The sequence below is a fragment of the Flavobacterium kingsejongi genome, assembly GCF_003076475.1.
Classification (GTDB): domain Bacteria; phylum Bacteroidota; class Bacteroidia; order Flavobacteriales; family Flavobacteriaceae; genus Flavobacterium; species Flavobacterium kingsejongi.
The window spans coordinates 1,561,774-1,579,373 of record NZ_CP020919.1; the positions used below are offsets into that span (position 1 = coordinate 1,561,774).

General features: G+C 40.9%; 13 protein-coding genes. 7 read left to right on the top strand and 6 right to left on the bottom strand.

Annotated features, from left to right (window positions below):
- Positions 1-248 precede the first annotated feature (248 nt).
- On the top strand, positions 249-1,544 hold the full coding sequence (tyrS, locus tag FK004_RS06745; protein WP_108736579.1) for a tyrosine--tRNA ligase: 1,296 nt from the start codon (positions 249-251) through the stop codon (positions 1,542-1,544).
- Between the two features lie 2 nt (positions 1,545-1,546).
- Here the strand turns inward: tyrS and FK004_RS06750 are convergent, their stop codons facing one another.
- The 4 genes from FK004_RS06750 to FK004_RS06765 all read right to left on the bottom strand — a co-directional run bounded on the left by FK004_RS06750 (position 1,547) and on the right by FK004_RS06765 (position 7,248).
- Positions 1,547-2,530, bottom strand: coding sequence for a LuxE/PaaK family acyltransferase (locus tag FK004_RS06750; RefSeq protein WP_108736580.1), 984 nt, complete (start codon positions 2,528-2,530; stop codon positions 1,547-1,549).
- Between the two features lie 131 nt (positions 2,531-2,661).
- Positions 2,662-2,991, bottom strand: a complete 330-nt coding sequence (locus FK004_RS06755; RefSeq protein WP_108736581.1) for a T9SS type A sorting domain-containing protein — start codon at positions 2,989-2,991, stop codon at positions 2,662-2,664.
- A 162-nt stretch (positions 2,992-3,153) separates the two neighbouring features.
- Complete coding sequence (locus tag FK004_RS06760) at positions 3,154-4,299, bottom strand: hypothetical protein (protein ID WP_108736582.1); 1,146 nt, start codon at positions 4,297-4,299, stop codon at positions 3,154-3,156.
- Positions 4,300-4,494: 195 nt separating this feature from the next.
- Positions 4,495-7,248, bottom strand: a complete 2,754-nt coding sequence (locus FK004_RS06765; protein ID WP_108736583.1) for a TonB-dependent receptor — start codon at positions 7,246-7,248, stop codon at positions 4,495-4,497.
- A gap of 184 nt (positions 7,249-7,432) precedes the next feature.
- Between FK004_RS06765 and FK004_RS06770 the strand changes: the two genes are divergently transcribed.
- Positions 7,433-8,119 (top strand): response regulator transcription factor, encoded by a 687-nt coding sequence (locus FK004_RS06770; RefSeq protein ID WP_108736584.1) that lies wholly within the window; start codon positions 7,433-7,435, stop codon positions 8,117-8,119.
- Between the two features lie 78 nt (positions 8,120-8,197).
- Positions 8,198-9,253: a sensor histidine kinase gene (locus tag FK004_RS06775; RefSeq protein ID WP_108736585.1), complete on the top strand. Its 1,056-nt coding sequence runs from the start codon at positions 8,198-8,200 to the stop codon at positions 9,251-9,253.
- Here the strand turns inward: FK004_RS06775 and FK004_RS06780 are convergent.
- The gene (locus FK004_RS06780; RefSeq protein WP_108736586.1) at positions 9,218-10,291 is read right to left on the bottom strand and encodes a glycosyltransferase; all 1,074 of its coding nucleotides are present in this window, start codon (positions 10,289-10,291) and stop codon (positions 9,218-9,220) included. The genes FK004_RS06775 and FK004_RS06780 overlap by 36 nt on opposite strands.
- A gap of 99 nt (positions 10,292-10,390) precedes the next feature.
- Here FK004_RS06780 and trmB point away from each other — a divergent pair, with 99 nt between their 5' ends.
- From trmB to FK004_RS06795, 3 genes are read left to right on the top strand one after another with little or no spacing between them, the layout of a single operon-like run.
- The gene (gene trmB / locus FK004_RS06785; RefSeq protein ID WP_108736587.1) at positions 10,391-11,065 is read left to right on the top strand and encodes a tRNA (guanosine(46)-N7)-methyltransferase TrmB; all 675 of its coding nucleotides are present in this window, start codon (positions 10,391-10,393) and stop codon (positions 11,063-11,065) included.
- A gap of 52 nt (positions 11,066-11,117) precedes the next feature.
- On the top strand, positions 11,118-11,747 hold the full coding sequence (locus tag FK004_RS06790) for a LysE family transporter (protein ID WP_108736588.1): 630 nt from the start codon (positions 11,118-11,120) through the stop codon (positions 11,745-11,747).
- 9 nt (positions 11,748-11,756) lie between these two features.
- Positions 11,757-12,086: an MGMT family protein gene (locus FK004_RS06795; RefSeq protein ID WP_108736589.1), complete on the top strand. Its 330-nt coding sequence runs from the start codon at positions 11,757-11,759 to the stop codon at positions 12,084-12,086.
- Positions 12,087-12,549: 463 nt separating this feature from the next.
- Here FK004_RS06795 and FK004_RS06805 read toward each other — a convergent pair whose 3' ends face one another.
- Positions 12,550-13,761: an IS256 family transposase gene (locus tag FK004_RS06805; protein ID WP_108735429.1), complete on the bottom strand. Its 1,212-nt coding sequence runs from the start codon at positions 13,759-13,761 to the stop codon at positions 12,550-12,552.
- A gap of 441 nt (positions 13,762-14,202) precedes the next feature.
- Here FK004_RS06805 and FK004_RS06810 point away from each other — a divergent pair, with 441 nt between their 5' ends.
- A complete protein-coding gene (locus FK004_RS06810; protein WP_108736590.1) occupies positions 14,203-17,595 on the top strand; it encodes a DUF6443 domain-containing protein in 3,393 nt (1,130 codons plus the stop codon).
- The last annotated feature ends 5 nt before the right edge of the window (positions 17,596-17,600 follow it).

Sequence of the window (17,600 nt, forward strand, 5' to 3'; positions counted from 1 at the left end):
ATATAATGAGATTTGATGATTTTAGCAGGATTTCATTTTGAGAATTGCCCGCAGTGAAAAAAAAGAAAGGGGGAAGGAATAGCCCCGACAGCAACGGTATCCTTTTTTTGCGGTGTATTCGTATGCTGTTGCCGCAAAAAAGATACAAGCGTATGGCGGGAATTACCATTCCGGATAAATCACTGTAGTTTCGCTCCTCAATATTTATCCTGAATTGTTATCTTTGCGCAAATTATTGAAGTAAAAAAATGAAGAATTTAGTCGAAGAATTGCGTTGGAGAGGTTTGTATCACGATAGTATGCCGGGAACGGAAGAGCAGTTGCTGAAAGAAGCGACCAGCGCTTATATTGGATTTGACCCGACCGCAGATTCGCTTCATATCGGGAGCATGGTACAAATCATTCTTTTGGTACACCTGAAAAATTTCGGGCACAGGCCTGTTGCTTTAGTAGGTGGTGCTACCGGGATGATTGGGGATCCGTCCGGGAAATCGGATGAGCGCAACCTGCTGAATGAAGAAACCCTGGCGAAAAATGTCGCTGGGATTAAAAGTGTATTGTCCCGCTTCCTGGATTTCAATGCAACAGGAGCTAACGCACCTATCATGGTCAACAATTATGACTGGATGAAAGAATTCTCCTTTATTGATTTTGCCCGTGAAGTTGGAAAACGAATCACCGTAAATTATATGATGGCGAAGGATTCTGTAAAAAAACGATTCTCCGGTGACGGTGTAGGGATGTCTTTTACTGAATTTACCTACCAGCTGATCCAGGGGTATGATTTCTACCATTTGTACAAAACTGAAAACTGCCTGTTACAGATGGGGGGATCCGATCAGTGGGGAAATATTACCACCGGAACGGAATTAGTACGCAGAATGGGTGGCGAAGGTGCTAAGGCTTACGCTATGACCACGCCATTGATCACCAAAGCCGACGGTTCTAAATTTGGAAAATCCGAAGGTGGAAACATCTGGCTGGATGCCGATAAAACGTCGGTATATAAATTCTACCAGTTCTGGTTGAATACGACTGATATTGATGCAGAGAAATATATTAAAATATTTACCTTTTTAGAGAAGGATGTGATTGATGCACTCATTGCAGAACATCATGAAGCGCCACATTTACGTATACTGCAAAAGAAATTAGCAGAAGAAATTACGGTATTTGTACACGGTGCCGAAGCATTTGAAACTGCGGTAAAAGCATCAGCTATCCTTTTTGGAAATGCGACAGCTGCCGATTTAAAGCAACTGGATGAAACAACCTTCCTGGATGTTTTTGAAGGAGTGCCACAAGCTGAAATTGCGCGTGCTGATGTAGATGGCGGACTTGATATCGTTACATTGCTCAATGAGAAATCCGGATTTTTAAAATCCAACGGGGAAGCGCGTCGTGCTTTGGCGGAGAATTCCATTTCGGTAAACCGCGAGAAGATTACGGAAGAATTCAAGCTTTCAGCCAATGACCTGATCAACGACCGTTTTATCTTGTTGCAGAAAGGAAAGAAAAACTATTTTGTAATCCGGGTGGTGTAATATTACAAAACCATCAGGTTACAGCCTCGTATATCTGAATTATCAAAACGTCCCAATACTTCGAAAGAATTGTTGGGATATTTTTTGCCCAGATCCTGGGTGGCTATAAAAGAGCAGGAATTGATATTAGCCAGGTCAATGACATTAATACCGCCTGTTTTTCCGGTTTCCACATAAGAAAGTGCATCTTCAGTATCCCGGATGAGTACCTGCATCCAGTTGGGGCATTCGAAGATACCCTGGCCTAAAGAATAGGCCTGTGACAACAACTCCGTCATGCCATATTCGGAATGGATGGCCGATACACCAAAACCTTTACAAAGCTGTTCGTGCAGTTCTTCCCGTATCATTTCTTTTCTCTTGCCTTTCATACCACCTGTTTCCATGATAATCGTATTCTGGAGCTGGAAATCCTGTTTTTCAATCAGGTCCAAAAGGGCATATGTCACCCCAATCAGGAGGACATTTTGTCCGGAAGCATCTAAGGCGACCAGTTTTTCGATCAGCTCATCGTGGTTGAAGAGGTAAAAGCCGCTATTTTCATTATTGGAAAGCCGGATCAGGTCTTCAACCATGTGGATCAGGGAAGAACCCTGGCGCTCCAGGTAGGAGGGTAGTAGGGCAAGTACCGCATAATCTTCGATGTTGCCATAGAAGGAGGCAAAAGCTTTGCGATAGCTGTCTTCATAAAGCGAGATATCGGTAATAAGATGCCTGCTGGTTACCATGCCTGTGGTGCCGCTGCTTGTGAATGTTTCCTGTACCGGGTCGGTTGTAGTCGAAAGGATTTCATGGGTTTTGAAAAACTGTATCGGCAGGAAAGGGATTTGCTGGAGGGATTTTACGGCTGCTTTGTCTACATTTAAAAAACGGCAGAATTCACCATAGACATTGTTGTGCTCGTATTGATGACGGAACACTTTCAATGCAGTCTTTTCAAATTCTTTATGGTTTTTTATCGTGAAAATATCGGCAGCTATACTCAAGGAAATGTTTTTTACAAAAGTAATTAAAATAAAAAAGCACCCGGCTGTACGGATGCTTTTTTGCTGTTATTTTTAGGCATTACGCTGATCTTTTGCGTAAGGCATTGTTTCATTGTATCTTTTTGAAAGGGTTACTTCACAATCAGTTTTCGGGTAGAAGCCATATCGCCTTCTTTGATCTTGATGATGTAAACGCCGGGCACTAAACTCGAAATATTCAACTCTTTAGCGCTAATGCTGCTTTGGAACACCTTTTTCCCCAATACATCAAAAATCTCTACATCTTTGTTGGAAGCTGATTTGGAAGTAATATAAATCTTTCCATTGCTCACAGGATTAGGGTAGAAGTTAAGTCCTTCTATAGTGTTATCCTGATTCTTTGGTGTTTTTCCTTCCTGGGCGGCTGCCGGGAGTGAAATAAAGAGTAGGAAAAATAAAATATAAAAGTAATTTTTTGTCATTTCTTGAAATTGGTTATGTAAATATAATAAATGTTTTTCAAATACTATACCACAATATGTAATTTCGCTAAAAGGCCCTGAAAAAATGTCTTATAGTGTTATTTTAACGCCAAAAGCATCCCTTTTGAGGATGCTTTGGTGTAATAGTATGTTGGAATTGGATTATAGTCCCATCCAGCTCATCCATGTTGGTTTTGCTGCTCCGCTTCCTGCTCCTGTAGCATTAGCATTAGCAGTATAATTTTCAGGTTTATTAGAATTTTCAGTAACGTTATTGATGCTTACGTTAGTTACCGGGCTGGCAAGGAAGAATGCCTGAGTTTCAGCTCCGTTGAAGTTGATTCCGTAGCTTCCTGTAGAACCTTTAAAGTTTGCGATGTAAACGTTGTTGATTGTTCCTTTAGTTCCTCTTCTTAGCATGATTCCAGCTTCACTTGTTACGGCAGCACTGTTTCTTCCGATCAATGTGATGTTTGATAAAGTTGGGTTAGAGATTGGCGCTAATGTTGGTGTAGCAGTGTTGTTGTCTGCTTCCATACCACGGCTATCAGAAGAGAATGTAGTAGCTACTGACTGATCAGAGTACATGTTTGTAAAAGTACCATTCCATCCTTCAGTCCAGTCAAAAGAATCATCCTGGCATCCGATTGCAGCAATGTTAGAACCTCCAACAGAACCACCGAACCACTCAAATCCATCATCAGCACCTTGTCTTACCAACAAGTTGTTTACAGTTGTTCCAGATCCTACAGCGTAGAATGTGAATCCGTTGAATTCTGCTTCTTCGTTGATTAAGTTACCTGTGTATTCTGCAATGATGTACGATAATGTTCCTGAATTATCTGCAGCATTTGTTCCACCGTAGTTTAATCCTGTAACTTCTGCCAATACGTTTGTACCTAAGTTAGTGATAGCATTACCACAGATTACGATTCCACCCCAGTCACCTGCAGCTGGATTTGCTTTACTGGAAGTAAAGATAATTGGTTTTGCAGCTGTTCCTACGGCATTGATTTTTCCACCTTGTTTGATTGCAAGGAACGCTACTTCAGTGGCATCATCTTCTGAGTATGCTTTGATTTTTGTTCCAGCAGGGATTGTAAGTGTTGCACCACTGGCAACATATACGCCACCTTTTAATGTATAAACCGTTCCTGCGTTCAATGTCATGTCGGCACTGATGGTTCCGGTTAGGGTTCCAGTTGCAGGTACATTACCACCATTGTCGGTACTGTTACCACTATCATCACTGGAACAGCTTGTTAAAACTGACGCTAATACAGCCAGGCTTAAGAATAAATTTTTCATGTTGTAATTTTTTTGTTGTTTTAATTTAGTACTGCAAATATGGTAGTTGTGTGGGAGTTAGAGGTTAAGTCATAATTATTGAATTATTATCATAACTCCTTTTTAGTGTTATCGAATTGTTACGGGGTTACATTCCCTTAAAGCATAAAAAAAGCGGCTTTATGCAAGCCGCTTTGATACTGAGGGATTTTGTATTTAAAAGATATCATATTTAAGGCCCAGGCTGAAATCCAATCCTGCTCTGTAGGAGTAGGTTTTGATATCGGATTCTTTATTCTCCTGTACTCTTTCAATTTTACTGTCTAAAAGGTTTTTTACATTGAAGCTGATGTTCAGTTTGTCTCCAATTTTAGCACTGGAAATGAAATTCAGTACGGTATATCCTTTTTCTACAATGTTTCCGGCACCATAATTTCCTAAGGAATAGATACGGTCGTGGAAGTAATTGGCTACGATCGATACGGTAGGCTTGAACGTTGCATTCTCCATACGGTAGCTTAAATCAGCATTGATCAGTAATGGGGAAGCACCTTGCAGGGCTTCTTTGCTTTCATTGAAATTCACACTGATCGTTTCATTCGTGTCTTTGTTTACTTTTTCAGAATCCAGTTTTTGTTGTGAATACATGTACGTAAGGTTGAATCCTCCGGATAAGGCACGTTTTCCTTTTGGTGAATCTACCGACCAAAGGTCTTTACGAACTTCAAATTCGGCTCCTACTACATACGCATAATCTCCGGCATTGATAAAGGTGAAATCATTCAAGGCAGAATTTTGTCTTACTTTACTGATCGGGTCAGAAATGTATTTACCAAAACCAGTTACCGAAAATAATTCTTCATTCTTAGGGAACATTTCCCATTTGATGTCAAAATTGTAATTATCAGAAGGTTTCAGGAAAGGGTTTCCTACCATACTTTCTGTAACATCCTGGTAACGGAAAGGTGCCTTTTCGATAAATTGTGGTAACGTATAGGATTTACTGGCCGCCAATCTCAGGTTTTGTGTATCGGACAATTTGTATTTCATCGTCGCTGCAGGCAGGATATAGAACTTGTCGATTTTAGCATCATCAAAATTTACGTTAGGTAATGAGATGTTCGTTTCCCATTCCATTTCCTGTAGTACTTTTTCGGCTCTTACCCCAATAGTGTACGTAATCTTATCTGTTGGATTATGTTCGAAATTTACGAAACCGGAATGTACGGTAAGGTCAGCGTTGTATGTAAAAGGTTTTAAACTTTTGTTACGGGCTGTACCGATGTTGAAGGTATTCAGGATTCCGTTTTCAATAGACTGGTTGTCGGGATTCAGGAAGTTGTCGATCGTGTTTTTAGTTACTGCAATGTCGTTTCCATTGATCCTGAAGTTGAATTGTGTCGCTTCGAAATCTCTTGATTTTGACCTGCCATTGTACCCCACACTGATTTTTCCTTTATAGCTCTCATCTGCTCCTTTTAGTACCTTATAATTGAATACTGCTTTTCCCGCTTTTTCAGTTTCTTTCAGGAATTGGTAGTAACGGCTGTTGGAAGTCTGGGAAGCAGAATTGTAGATGAAATTTCCGTCATTGCCCTGGATCAGGTTGTTGGTGATACGATCCGGCATGTCAGCATTTACAATACTGTAGGAAGCACCCCATTCTGCACTAAGGCGATCGGATAACTTGTGATCTCCTAATAATTGGTTCACGAACAGTTTGTTTTGCTCGGTCAAAGTCTGTCTGGTAAAACTGTTACGCGCATTCTCATCTAAGAAGTCGTATTCGCTTACGGTACTTTTGGAAGAGTTTACAAAAACACTGTTCACCTTGATTTTGTGGTTGGAGTTGATTTTATAGGTCACATTGGCCATAGCGGTAGTCTTTGTGCCAAATTCAAATTTATCCACATTATAGTAATCCTGGATGATGTTGTCATTGGTAATCCCGACTACTTTTTGAGATCCGTTTTTGTAACGGTAGCCGTTGGCGTAGGATGCAGTAGCAAAAGCACTGATTTTTCCATTTTCACCTACATTAAAACTTGTACCTCCCGAAGCACCAAAATTGATGTTCACCGGTTTTCCTTCAGTACCAGGAACCCATTTGTTCTGGAATTGGTATTCGTTAACCGATGTAGGCGTTTTGGTGGTATAAAAACCGGATTTCTTTACATTGTCTGCAATTCTGAAATCGGTGTTGAAGGCTTTATTGTTCAGTCCGCTGCCCACTTCGATATCCATTTTTGTAGCACCGGTGTGCTCTTTGGAAGCGATGTTGATATTCGCACCACCCATATCACCATATAAATCAGGAGTGTAGGTTTTGTTGATGCCTACCGATTGGATAACATCTGTAGAGAATAAATCCAGTGCGATATTTTTATTTACCGGCTCATTGGAAGGAAGGGGAAGGCCATTCAGTAACGTACTGTTATAACGATCGCCTAATCCACGTACAAAGATACCGCTGGAACCTTCCTGTTTGGAAATTCCCGTAACCTTGGTTACTGCAGAAGCAGCATCGCTAACCCCTTTTCGGGAAAGTTCCTGTGCCCCGATACTTTGAGTCATGACCACTGCTTTTTGTTGCTCCGCCAATAAAGCCGATTCTTTTTCGCGGTTTACCGTAGCTTCGATAAGTACGTCTTCCAGAAGGACGCTGTCTGCGCCTAAAGCCTGGTTGATCATTCGTTTCTCATTTGGTTTTAAGGCTACGGAAACCTCTACATTCTTATAGCCTACAAAGCCAAAAACCAGTACATAATTCCCCGGTTTGATTTCAAGGTTATATTTTCCGTTCTCATCCGTATTTGTGCCAATTGTTGTACCTTTAACTGTGATACTCGCAAAAGGAAGGGTTTCGTTATTCATTTCCTTATCGGTTACTACACCGGAGACGGTTGCCTTGTTTTGTGCAAATCCCAGAGTAGCAATGAATAATGCGATTAATAAAAATTTAAGTTTCATTGTGTGTGTTGTTTATTTTGCTGCAAATAAACTCCACGATTGTAAACTTCATGTTAGTTGCCTGTTACTTTTAGGTTCGGCGAATATTACCAAAAGGTTACCACATTAAATTACGGTTAACAGCGATAAAACATTTTTTTTTATATTTACATTTACACCCGAAAACAACGAACCCTACGTTATTATGAAGAAAAAAGAAATCAAAATTCTACTGGTAGATGATGAAGCGGATATCCTCGAAATTGTCGGATATAACTTGTCACAGGAAGGCTATCAGATTGTTACGGCAAGTAACGGTAAAGAAGCAGTCCTAAAGGCCAAAAAAGAATTGCCGAATCTTATTATTATGGATGTAATGATGCCGGAAATGGACGGTATGGAGGCTTGTGAAAACATTAGAAAGATCCCGGAACTCAGTAACGTAATCATAACATTCCTTACGGCACGAAGCGAAGATTATTCCCAGGTAGCCGGATTTGATGCTGGTGCCGATGATTATATCACCAAACCCATTAAACCGAAATTACTCGTTAGCAAAGTGAAAGCCCTGCTTCGAAGACTGAAAGAAGATGACAAAACTTCCGATACGTTAAATGTTGGAGGCATCGAAATCAACCGGGAAGAATACAAGATCATTAAAGAAGGCCGGGAGATTATATTACCACGAAAAGAATTTGAATTGTTTTACCTGCTGGCTTCCAAACCTGGAAAAGTATTTAAGAGAGAAGAAATTCTGGATAAAGTATGGGGTAATGAAGTAATTGTAGGCGGTAGGACTATTGATGTCCACATCCGTAAACTCCGCGAAAAAATAGGCGAGGAATTGTTTAAAACGATCAAAGGGGTTGGATACAAACTCGAAGTCGTTTAGAAAACGGGAAAGTATATTGCCACGACTATATTTTTAGTAACTTTAACCACGCGGCACTAAACTTTTAAGCATCATATAATGTCTATTACTTTTAAGAAAACCTACAGATTCGCAGTGAAATCAGCACTTTATGTTACGCTGTTTTCCACCGCATTTGTAGGCTTACTGATTTCAATCTTCTTCAAAGCCGGAAATCAGGAGCTCATACGGTTCTGTATGATCTTCGCCTTCTGTGTGGCCATTTTCTCTTTTTTTGTATTGCAATATCGCGTGGAGCGGTTCATTTACCGCAGGGTAAAGAAAATATACGATGATGTATCGCTGCTGGAATCCAGTTCATTCCGGAAACAGCCGATCACTACCGATATGGCTACACTAACGCGGCAGGTAAAGAAATTTGCCACCGATAAAAAACTCGAAATTGAAACGCTTAAAATCCGCGAAGAATACCGTCGCGAATTTCTTGGGAATGTATCCCACGAACTCAAAACCCCTCTTTTTACAGTTCAGGGCTACCTGCTCACATTATTAGACGGGGCCATGAACGATAAAACCATTCGTAAAAAATACCTGCAACGCGCTGAGAAAGGGGTGGAACGCCTGATCTATATTGTGCAGGATTTGGATATGATTACCAAACTGGAAGTTGGGGACCTCAACCTGATGACTACAAAATTTGATATTGTTGAGGTCGTGCAGAATGTATTTGACCTTTTGGAAATGAAAGCTTCCGAAAAGAATATCATGCTCATGTTCGATATGAAATACATCAAGGCCATTGAAGTATTTGGTGATCGGGAAAAAATACAGCAGGTGGTCATGAACCTGATGGTGAACTCCATCAAATACGGAAAAGAAGACGGTACTACAGAAGTGAGTATCGAGGACCTTGTCAATAATAAAGTCATTGTCCGCGTGATGGACAATGGTGAGGGGATTGAAAAGCAACACATCCCCCGTCTTTTTGAACGTTTCTACCGTGTTGATAAAAGTGGTGCCCGTAGTGAAGGGGGCTCAGGCCTTGGCTTGGCGATCGTCAAACACATTATCGAGGCCCATGATGAGAAAATCTACGTAGAGAGTAAGGTGAATGTAGGCTCAGAATTTTCGTTCACGCTCGAAAAGGCCAAATAAAGCACTCCAGGTAATCTCAGTACCAAAACATTTTAATCCTTTATAGTCCGTTACAGTGGCCAGTTGGCTCAGGGTGAAATCATCCTGGCTGGCATAGGGAACCAATCCTTCTTTTTTGAGTTTCCGTGCCAGATATTCCTGTTCGTATTGCCCCGGTGTCGGGATAAAGAAGGCTTTTTTGCCCAATTGTGCCAGGTCCATAATGGTAGTATATCCAGAGCGGCACAATACCGTCGCACTTTCATTAAACGTCTGCTCGAGTTGGGTGGAATTCATAAAATTATAATAGGTCACATTACCGGATTCTTCCCGGGTTTGTTCCGCTTCTACTTTTCCTTTGATAAATACCGTTTTTTGCGGGTAGTCCGCCAGCTGCACTTTCAGTTTTTCTTCCAGCAGCCCCCGTTGTGGTTCCGGGCCGGATAAAATGACCATCAGTTCATACTGTACCGGGAGGTTCTTCTTGTGCAGTCGGCTGAGTGGGCCAATATATTTAATGCGGAGGTCCGGGCTTTCCAGGTGTCCGAGTTTGCCGGTCAGGTTCGGGCGGTCCGCAACATCGGGGACCCAGCATTCGTCAAATTTCCGGATGATATTCTGGTGGAGCATGCTCGTGAGCCAGGTTGTATTCCCTGTGAGTACATTCAGTTGGTGGGTAATAATGACAGAAGGGATTTTCTTGCTGTTTACCCCCAGGCGGTTGTCGGAAATAATACCGATGAACTGGTATTCCTCCGCCCATTTTTTTACCTGTCGACGCTCATTGCGAATGGCTTTCAGCATCCTGGGGCTGTTCCAGAAAAGTTTCCATTTGAAAAAAGCTCCTTTTTTGGCATATTCGATATGATAAGAAGGGAGCTCCAATGCCTGCAGGTGCGGAAATTCCTTTTTCAGCATTTCGAGGGCCACACCATCAGAAGCCAGGACAGGCGTATAACCGGAATTTTCAAGCGCTTTAATGATTGGGATGCAACGTGTCGCATGTCCAAGTCCCCAATTTAAGGGAGCAACCAGAATATTTTTGCTGAATGTGTTCAATAGAAGGGCTTTTTTTGGTGAATATGTTTAAACCTGAAAGATAATTGTATTCCCGTTTAGTTATATTTCCTTAATTTTACGAAAATTTTAAGTTTAGTCGTGGGAAGTAAAAATAAGTTAAAAAGATTCAGGGAAAACGAAACTTTCGGAAATGTTTTCCAACCGTCCAGAGAAGAAGTAATCGGTGATACCTTTCCTTTAAAAGGAAAATGGAACAGTGATTTTTTCAAAAATGAAAATCCATTAGTGCTGGAATTGGGCTGTGGAAAAGGAGAATACTCTGTCGGGCTGGCAGAACGTTATCCGAACATGAACTTTGTCGGGATCGATACCAAAGGGGCACGGTTCTGGCGTGGTGCTAAAACGGCAGTGGAAGATGGCCTGCATAACGTAGCTTTCCTAAGAGCACAGATTGAGCTGATCAACCATCTTTTTGCAGAAAACGAAGTGGACGAGATCTGGATTACTTTTCCAGACCCACAAATCAAGTACAAAAGAACCAAACACCGCCTTACGAACTCCGAATTCCTGCAGATGTATAAAAAAATACTGAAGCCGGATGGGGTAGTCAACCTGAAAACCGATAGTGAATTCATGCATGGGTATACCTTGGGATTACTACATGGGGAAGGACACGAAGTGCTGTATGCCAACCATAATGTGTATACCAATGAAGGAAGCCCGGAGATTGTAACGGCCATCCAGACTTTTTATGAGAAACAATATCTCCTGATTAATAAAGCAATTACTTATATTAGATTTAAAATTAAATAATTAAGGTATAACAGTACTGTTAGCAGACTGCGATCTTTATAGCAGAATAGGAATGATTATACTTTTGCCGCTACTTTTGGGTTTTATTATATCGTTTGTCGGGACCATGCTTCCCGGCCTGATTAATATGACAGCAGCGAAAATCAGTTTGCGGGAAGGGCGTACCAAGGCTAAGAATTTTGCTTTTGGTGCTACTGTGGTTGTTTTTTTACAAACCTACATTGCCGTTGGATTTTCAAAATTCATCAACGAACGCCCACATGTGATTGCATTGTTGCAGGAAGTTGGGCTTGGTATTTTTGTGGCGCTGACACTTTACTTTCTCTTTTTTGCCAAAAAACCAAAGGTGAAGGATAAAGAGTTGAAAAACAAAAGCAAGACCGGGCGTTTCTTTTTTGGGATGTTACTTTCGGCACTGAATTTTTTCCCGATCCCCTATTATGTCTTTGTGAGCATCACGCTTTCCACCTACGGGATCTTCCTGTTTGAAAGGCTATTTTTACTCCTGTTTGTATTGGGGGTAGTATGCGGTTCCTATACCGTTTTTTACCTTTATATCTTTTTCTTTCACAGGATCCAGGGTAAGGCTGACTTCTTCATGAAAAATATAAATTATTTTATCGGTTCGGTAACCGGACTGATCTCCATACTGACCCTGATTAAAGTATTGCGAAACCTGTAATAATAGCGAATGGATACTAACGACAATTTCTTTGAGCGGGTGTACAGCATTGCAAAGCAGATTCCTTACGGCAGGGTAACTTCCTATGGTGCTATTGCCAAAGTACTGGGTGCTGCGCGTTCTGCCCGAATGGTGGGGTGGGCGATGAACGCCTGTCATGGCAGGGATGATATTCCTGCGCACCGTGTCGTAAACCGTAAAGGGCTACTAACGGGAAAACACCATTTTGAAGGCACGAATCTCATGCAACAATTACTGGAAAGTGAAGGTGTCAAAGTGGTCGATCACCAGATCGTTAATTTTGATACCGTATTCTGGGACCCCAATACTATGGTGTAAGCCTTCGCTTTATGCTCTTTAATTATACAAACGATTTCCTGGTAAGGAGGTCGTTTTTTTTTTGTCTTATAATAGCGTGACCAGAAGCTTAGGCAATGCGACAAATGGCTCCGAATTTCCGGAAGCTGCATATACAAATTGCATTTCACCTTTTAGTCCAGTGACAAGAAGCAAAGAGTGCGTGACAAGAGGCGTAGAAGGCGTGACCAGAAGCAAAGAGTGCGTGGCAAGAGGCATAGAAGGCGTGACCAGAAGTAAAGAGTGCGTGACAAGAGGTGTAGAAGGTGTGACCAGAAGCAAAGAGTGCGTGGCAAGAGGCGTAGAAGGCGTGACCAGAAGCAAAGAGTGCGTGACAAGAGGCGTAGAAGGTGTGGCAAGAAGCAAAGAGTGCGTGACAAGAGGCGTAGAAGGCGTGGTAATTTTCTGGTTGGAGAGACTGGTCGAAATTTTGTGTAAACAGTTCTTAGTGTTTAATATTACACCTTTCTCCAAATATGACCAAGAACTGATTCATGATTAATCCCCAGCTTGGTATTGCATTTATCCAGCTTTTTTCACAATTTTGTATTGCTAAATAGACTGATTTCTTGACGCTTTTTTCATCTGGGAACTGCACTTTTGTTTTGGTATATTTTCTAATTCCCCTGTTTAAGTTTTCTATTGTATTTGTGGTGTACATTATTTTCCTGATTTCAGCAGGATAGGCCAAAAAAGGCATGAGATTTTCCCAATTCTTTTCCCAGGAGCAAACGGCATATTTATATTTTGCTTCCCAGTTTTTTTTAAATTCAGCCAGAGCTAAAACGGCTTCTTCCTGATTTATTGCAGTATATACTTCTTTCATTGCACTGCAAAATGCTTTTCTATCCTTAACTACTACAAACTTAAGGCTATTCCTTATTTGATGAACAATGCAAAGCTGGGATTCTGTATTTGGAAAAACACCTCTGATAGCTTTTGTAAATCCGGTAAGGTTATCTGTACAGGCAATGAGAATATCCTTTACTCCACGAGATTTTATGTCAGAGAGTACAGTCATCCAAAATGAAGCCGACTCTTCTTTATTTAGCCACATTCCTAATACTTCTTTCTTACCATCTGTTTTTAGTCCGATTACAATGTAAATTGCATGGTTTTCATATTTCCCATCTGTTCTTACTTTCATATGCACAGCATCCATCCAAACAATCAGATACTGTGGTTCTAAAGCCCTTTTAGTCCATAAATCAACATCAGCCAGTATTCTATCAGAGATGGTCGAAATCGTGGACTCACTTACTGATATCCCATAAACTTCTTTAACTTGTTCTACAATATCACTACGGGTCATTCCACGACTGTACATTCCTAAAATAGCATCTTCAATCTTTTCACTCATCGATTGGCCTTTTCCGATGACCTGAGGCTCGAATTCACCATTTCTATCCCGGGGAATAGCCAGGACCATATTGCCCAAAGTCTCTGATTTTATATTCTTTGAGAAAGAACCATTACGGCTATTGCCTGTATTGTATCCGTCAATATTATGCTTCTCATATCCCAGATGAGCATCCAATTCTCCCTGGAGTAGCTGTTCAATGCCTTGTTTATACAGGTCTTGAAAAAAAGTATGGAAGTCTTCTTTGTTTTTAAATTGCTTTGCAAAATCTTTGGGTAATTTACCATCTTCGATCATAATCCGCTCTTTTTAAATTATTTAAATGTAGTTCTTTTAAATTCTATACTTAATGATCTGTTGTTTTTTGGCTAAGCCTTAAAATCTCAAATCAAATTAAAATCAATTTCTACGTTTACACAATCTAACGACTACTCCCTCTACATCCACAAGATGAAATAGTTGTGATAATATATATGATTATCCGATGTTTTTCATATTTTTACTTTTATAAAGTTAAATTTGTAAAACCCCTCTTCGTACAAATTCCCCGATAAAAATCAAATTGCGTATAAAGCATTCCGATGCCTAATGGAATGCCTTTGTTTTTTTCAGGCAGATTATTATTATTTGTCACATGACGACTAATACGCTCAATCTATGCTTTTATAGTCCTGGCAGTAGCAGGCTATACTAAGGCTGTCTTTTGTATAATGAATACCAACATAAAACCAATCGCGGATGAAGAAACACTACTTGCTTGTCGTATTATTTCCACTGCTTGCCTTAGGACAGAGTGCGGATCAGAATTATGTAAAAACGACCACATATAAAAAACCGGTGACACAGGTGTATACTGGTATTCCTGAACCCGATGAGGCCGATATCCAGATTACTTATTTTGATGGATTGGGCCGCCCGATGCAGCAACGTGCCCACCGGCAGTCCGGCAGTGGCAAGGATTTGGTCACACCGATTGCGTATGATGCCTTCGGGCGCCAGGTAAAACAATACCTGTCCTATCCCACAGAAAGCGCTTCACTTGCTTATGATGGGAATGCAATAACGGCACTGGAAACCTATTACAACACACCTGTTGGAGCGGCGCAACCCTATTTCGAAACGACTACTAATCCTTATAGTGAAACGCTTTATGAAGCTTCTCCATTGAATAGGATACTCCGGCAAGCCGCTCCCGGGAATGATTGGGTGATGGGCAGCAATCATGAAATAAAAACAGAGTATCACGCGAATTCCGCTGCAGATGCCGTACGCTATTTTAAAGCCTCGGCAACCTGGGACGGCAGCCTGTATAACATCGCGTTAACAGCAGCAGGGACTTCAAATTATGACCCCGGGCAATTGTATAAAACGATAACCCGGGATGAAAATGACACCCCAACGGAAGAATTTAAAGACAAGGAAGGCCGTGTAGTACTGAAAAGAGGATATAATAACGCGGTACCGCATGATACGTATTATGTATTTGATCAATATGGCAATCTTACCTATGTGATGCCACCGATGGCTGATGGAATCATTAGTCCAACTGTTTTAGACGAGGTGTGCTACCAGTACAAATACGATAGCCGTAACCGTTTGGCAGAGAAAAAACTACCAGCGAAACAATGGGAGTATATTGTTTATGATAAATTGAATCGTGTAGTAGCCACAGGTCCTGCCTATTCGCCATTTGGTGATGGGACAGTTGGCTGGATGGTCAATTATTACGATGCTTTTAACCGACCGGCTTATAGTGGGTGGTTTCCGGGAGATGTGACGGGCGTTAGCCGTAATAATCTTCAACAGGGTATATTGGGACAGGTCAATTCAGCAATTCGTGGACCTTATACGATTGATAATATAACCGTAGATTATGAAAACCGGAATCTTCCGGCAGGTTTTAAACTGCTTCGGGTAGATTATTATGATGATTATAATTTTCCCAACGCCCCTACCGATTTTACCGCCACAGCAACAGCGGCCGTATATTATAACAACAGTACCCTAAAACCCAAAGGGCTGCCTACTGGTAACTGGACCCGTACTATTCAGGCAGCAACTGATAGTGCCGGGGCAACTGCCTATATGTTGTATGATCTCAAAGCCCGGGTAGTACAAAGCCATACTACCAATTACCAGGGCGGTTTTACCCGAGTGGAGCAGCAATATGATTTTGTCGGCAAAGTTTTAAAAAGTAGTACAACACATAACAATCAGGGCACCACAGCTGCAGTTATTACAACTGAAACTTTTGAATATACCAACCAAAATCGATTACTACGCCATAAGCATCAGGTGAATGCCCAGGCAGAAGAGGTATTGGCCGAGAATACCTATAATGAAAGAGGAGAGCTGACCCGGAAAAGAGTAGGAGGCATTACAGGGAATCCTTTACAAAATGTAGATTATGAGTATAATTCCAGAGGATGGCTGACTACTATTAATCCTGCAGAAACAAGGACGTATGCTCCTTTTGACCTTTTCTTTTTTAAAATCAATTACAATACCGTCGGTAATGTATACGGTGGGGTGGTGCCCTTGTATAACGGCAATATCTCGGAGACATTTTGGAGGACCAGATCGGATGGAATCTGGAGAAAATACGGTTATGTGTATGATGGGCTAAATCGTTTTATACAATCCTATTACCAGCGCCCTAATGAGGCGAATCCCGTTACTAATTCCTATACAGAAGGGGTGGACTACGATAAAAATGGAAACATCTTTATTTTGATTCGTTATGGAGGGCAGGATAGTGCGCCGCTGCGGACAATAGATGAATTGCATTATACGTATGATCCCAATAGCCCGAACAGATTGATGAAAATAAAGGATAGTACCAATAGCCCTCAGGGTTTTAAAGACAGTCCAACCGATACGGACGATTATATGTATGACGCCAATGGCAATATGACTATGGATAATAATAAAGGCATTACGGCAGTTACCTACAATCATCTGAACCTTCCCGTGAAAATAGTTTTCGGTAGTGAAAGTCAAAAAATTGAATACCTTTATGATGCGGTGGGTACCAAATTACAAAAGAAGGTCACAGAGGGCGCAACCATAGCCACAACGGATTACTCAGATGGATTCCAATATAAGGATGCGGTATTGCAATTTTTCCCAACGGCTGAAGGGTATGTGAATTGTACCACAGGGACGTATAATTATGTTTACAATTATACCGATCATTTGGGTAATGTCAGGGTTTCCTATGCTAAAGATCCTGTAGATGGCCTCACTAAAATTATAGACGAAAATAATTATTATCCGTTTGGATTAAAACATACCAATTACAATTCGTATGTTCCTATCAACACTTATAATTATAAGTATAATGGTAAAGAATTACAGGAGGAGTTGGGACTGAATATGTACGATCATGGCGCGAGAAACTACGATCCTGCTATTGGAAGATGGATGAATATGGATCCGCTCGCTGAGGTATCAAGACGTTTTAGTCCTTATACTTATGCGCTTAATAATCCTTTGCGTTATATTGATCCAGATGGGATGATGGCGATGCCTCCAACAGAATTGGATGCTGAAAACTATGGCTATAGTATTTCTGATATTGCAGATGGGGAAACGTGGGTAGATAGTGATGGAAGTTGGGCTTTTAATGCTGAAAGTAAGACTTGGGAAGGGACTAATGGTACCGATTTTAATGTTGCTACTGAAGTTCAACAATTGGATGAGGTAAGTGTTACAGGGAAAAGTGGACAGGGACAGGGAGATGGTTTTGGTTGGTTTACTGTATGGGGAGATCAGAGAGATGGTGATACAACGGGTTTGAAAGGAACTACATCTGAATCCATTAAATCATCAGACATACCAACTCTTTCTAATGGAAATGCAAACGGTAGACCAGGAAACTGGTTGAAATTTTGGGAACAATTATTTGGATTTGCACGAGATATGGATGCTACTGTTAATAGAACAAATGCTATTATTCCAATTGTTGACGACGCAATTAATGAAAGAAAAGAAAATAACGTTTTTATAGAATATGCAAGTGGAGCCACTTCAAGAACAGTTATACCAGTTACTGAATCACAAGCTATATCTGATTCTATAGAACAGACAAAACAAGGAGGAAAAGTTATTATAAATAGGCCAAAAAAATAAGATTA

Bases quoted from the DNA above. Each gene is read 5' to 3' on its own strand.
- FK004_RS06775 (WP_108736585.1), top strand. From the start codon at position 8,198: ATGTCTATTACTTTTAAGAAAACCTACAGATTCGCAGTGAAATCAGCA.
- FK004_RS06805 (WP_108735429.1), bottom strand. From the start codon at position 13,761: ATGATCGAAGATGGTAAATTACCCAAAGATTTTGCAAAGCAATTTAAA.
- FK004_RS06795 (WP_108736589.1), top strand. From the start codon at position 11,757: ATGGATACTAACGACAATTTCTTTGAGCGGGTGTACAGCATTGCAAAG.
- FK004_RS06765 (WP_108736583.1), bottom strand. From the start codon at position 7,248: ATGAAACTTAAATTTTTATTAATCGCATTATTCATTGCTACTCTGGGA.
- FK004_RS06770 (WP_108736584.1), top strand. From the start codon at position 7,433: ATGAAGAAAAAAGAAATCAAAATTCTACTGGTAGATGATGAAGCGGAT.
- FK004_RS06810 (WP_108736590.1), top strand. From the start codon at position 14,203: ATGAAGAAACACTACTTGCTTGTCGTATTATTTCCACTGCTTGCCTTA.
- FK004_RS06755 (WP_108736581.1), bottom strand. From the start codon at position 2,991: ATGACAAAAAATTACTTTTATATTTTATTTTTCCTACTCTTTATTTCA.
- FK004_RS06790 (WP_108736588.1), top strand. From the start codon at position 11,118: ATGATTATACTTTTGCCGCTACTTTTGGGTTTTATTATATCGTTTGTC.
- FK004_RS06760 (WP_108736582.1), bottom strand. From the start codon at position 4,299: ATGAAAAATTTATTCTTAAGCCTGGCTGTATTAGCGTCAGTTTTAACA.
- tyrS (WP_108736579.1), top strand. From the start codon at position 249: ATGAAGAATTTAGTCGAAGAATTGCGTTGGAGAGGTTTGTATCACGAT.